Below are 2,420 nucleotides of genomic sequence, written 5' to 3' on the forward strand. Positions count from 1 at the left end.
TAATTAGCGCCTTTTTGCATTGTGGCTAAATACAAATTTAATGCTGATTGATCATGTGCGTTGCTAGTTGAGAGAATGATTGCTTTAATCCTTCACGTAACAACGGATTGTCTATTTCTATATCCAGCGTTTTATTCATGCAGTGCATCCACTGATCGCGCAATGCTTTATCTACAGTAAAAGGCATATGCCTTTTACGTAGCATTGGCTGGCCATGTTTTTCAGTAAATAGGTTTGGCCCGCCTAACCAACCAGATAAAAATTCAAAAAATACTTGGCGAATTCGATCTAATGGCAGAGGATGCATATCATATAACGGTTTAGCGTATTCATCTGACTCCATTATGTCGTAGAATCGATTGGAGATAGCTCGCGCCCCTTTCTCTCCACCTATTATTTCATACGGTGTTTTTTCAGGAGTAGGAGCCTGTTGCTCGGGAGCTGGCTTAGATTTAGAAAAAAGTCGTTTAATCATATTACTTATCATCGTTAATAGGCAGTATATAGCTGCAAAGAGGTTGCTTTAAAATGGACAAATATGCGGTTTTTGGAAATCCAATTAAACATTCAAAATCCCCCGCGATACATAAACAATTTGCTGTATCACTGGGTGAGCAAATCGATTATCGCGCAATATTAGCACCTATCGATAACTTTGAAAAAACAGTATTGTCTTTTTTTGAGCAAGGTGGTGTTGGTGCTAACGTTACAATGCCATTTAAAGAGCAAGCCTATGCAATGGCTGATGAGCTTACGCCATTAGCTAAAATTGTAGGGGCTGTTAATACATTAAAAAAACGAGATGATGGCACATTACTCGGTGATAACACCGATGGTGTGGGCTTTGTAAATGATTTACTCGCTAATGAAGTAGCCATAACTAATAAACGCATTTTAATCATAGGTGCGGGCGGTGCTGCTCGAGGAGTTATTTTACCTTTGTTAGAGCATAACCCTCAGGAAATAATAATAGTTAATCGTACAGCACAAAAAGCCAAAGAACTCGCAGAGCTGTTTACTCAATATGGACCAGTATCTGGCTTTGGCTTTGATGATTTACCAGTAAGCGATTACTCACTAATTATAAACTCTACATCTAGCAGTATGAATAATGAGCTTCCTGCTCTTGATGAAAAACACATAACTAACTGTGAAGTCGCTTATGACATGTTTTATTCACTGCAAAATACCATTTTTATGAATTGGGTTGCACAGCATAATATTAACGCTAAGCTTTTAGATGGTAGCGGAATGTTAGTTGGTCAAGCTGCTCAAGCATATTACGTATGGCGTAATAAAATGCCAAAAATACTTCCCGTAGTGAATGCGCTTAAACAAGGAATGCTTAAATGAATCAGGCAATACAGTTTATCGATAGGCTGGAATTTAGAGAGCCCGATCATCAGTTAGTATTTTTTGCACAAGTTAGTGGCATGCTGGTGGAGTGTGTAATAGAAGTAAATACACTTAAATTAACAGACGAAAGCCACGCAACAGAATATTTTGAAAAGTATCGTTTTGATTACGAAGAGCGTGCCGAGGAGCTCATCGAAGAAGAGAGCTATAACTCAGCAGGCCAAATTGAAGTAAGCTTATTAACTTAAGTTAGCGATTTCAGCTAAGTATTCATCTTTAAGTGATACATAGTTATCGGCAGATATTTTTAAGAAGGCAAGTTCTTGCTCTGTAAGAGGGCGGGCTTGCTTAGCTGGACTTCCAACATATAAGTAACCAGACTCTAAACGTTTGTTTGGTGGTACTAAAGATCCTCCACCTATAATTACATCATCTTCAACAACCACGTTATCCATAATAATAGCGCCCATACCTACAAGTATACGGTTTCCTAGTACACATCCGTGCAGCATTACCTTATGACCAACTGTTACATCGTCACCTATAATAAGTGGGTAACCATCAGGATTGCTTTTAGTTGCGCGAGATAAATGCAATACACTGCCATCTTGTATATTTGTACGCTCACCAATACGTATATAGTTAACATCACCACGTGCAGCTACTAACGGCCACACACTACTATTATCACCTAAAGTAATGTTACCAACCAAAACCGATGACTCATCAATATAAACAGACGAATTAAATGAAGGAGTAACACCTTTATAAGAACGAATTGCCATAGTTAGTACCTTTTAGATCATGATTATTAGTATTTGAGTGTATCAGCAAGGTGATTTTTGTACCATACAGGGCACTGTTTGGTTACAAAACTATCAGTTTTAGGGAGTTTAGTTCAGATACTAACCGAACAGTATCTTTTTTTACTTTTTCTTTAAAAAAGTGCTTGCGTAAAAATATGATCTCCCTATAATGCGACCCCACTGAGACGGGAAACGCCAGCGCATAGCGAGGCACGAACTACTCAGAGAGTTAAATAAAACTTCGGTTTTAAATTGTCG

The 2,420-nt window shown here is 38.2% G+C and carries 4 protein-coding genes; 2 read left to right on the plus strand and 2 right to left on the minus strand.

Features of this window, described 5'->3' with window-relative positions:
- Nucleotides 1-37 precede the first annotated feature (37 nt).
- Nucleotides 38-475, minus strand: coding sequence for a group II truncated hemoglobin (locus tag CXF89_RS18965; protein ID WP_024609094.1), 438 nt, complete (start codon nucleotides 473-475; stop codon nucleotides 38-40).
- A 53-nt stretch (nucleotides 476-528) separates the two neighbouring features.
- Here CXF89_RS18965 and aroE point away from each other — a divergent pair, with 53 nt between their 5' ends.
- Nucleotides 529-1,353 (plus strand): shikimate dehydrogenase, encoded by an 825-nt coding sequence (gene aroE / locus CXF89_RS18970; RefSeq protein ID WP_121955466.1) that lies wholly within the window; start codon nucleotides 529-531, stop codon nucleotides 1,351-1,353.
- Nucleotides 1,350-1,604: a DUF1488 family protein gene (locus tag CXF89_RS18975; protein WP_004335144.1), complete on the plus strand. Its 255-nt coding sequence runs from the start codon at nucleotides 1,350-1,352 to the stop codon at nucleotides 1,602-1,604. Before aroE ends, CXF89_RS18975 begins: the two co-directional genes overlap by 4 nt.
- Here CXF89_RS18975 and CXF89_RS18980 read toward each other — a convergent pair.
- Nucleotides 1,596-2,141, minus strand: coding sequence for a gamma carbonic anhydrase family protein (locus tag CXF89_RS18980; protein ID WP_024593212.1), 546 nt, complete (start codon nucleotides 2,139-2,141; stop codon nucleotides 1,596-1,598). The genes CXF89_RS18975 and CXF89_RS18980 overlap by 9 nt on opposite strands.
- Between the last annotated feature and the right edge of the window lie 279 nt (nucleotides 2,142-2,420).

The organism is Pseudoalteromonas sp. MelDa3 (assembly GCF_002863625.1).
Taxonomy (GTDB): Bacteria; Pseudomonadota; Gammaproteobacteria; order Enterobacterales; family Alteromonadaceae; genus Pseudoalteromonas; species Pseudoalteromonas arctica.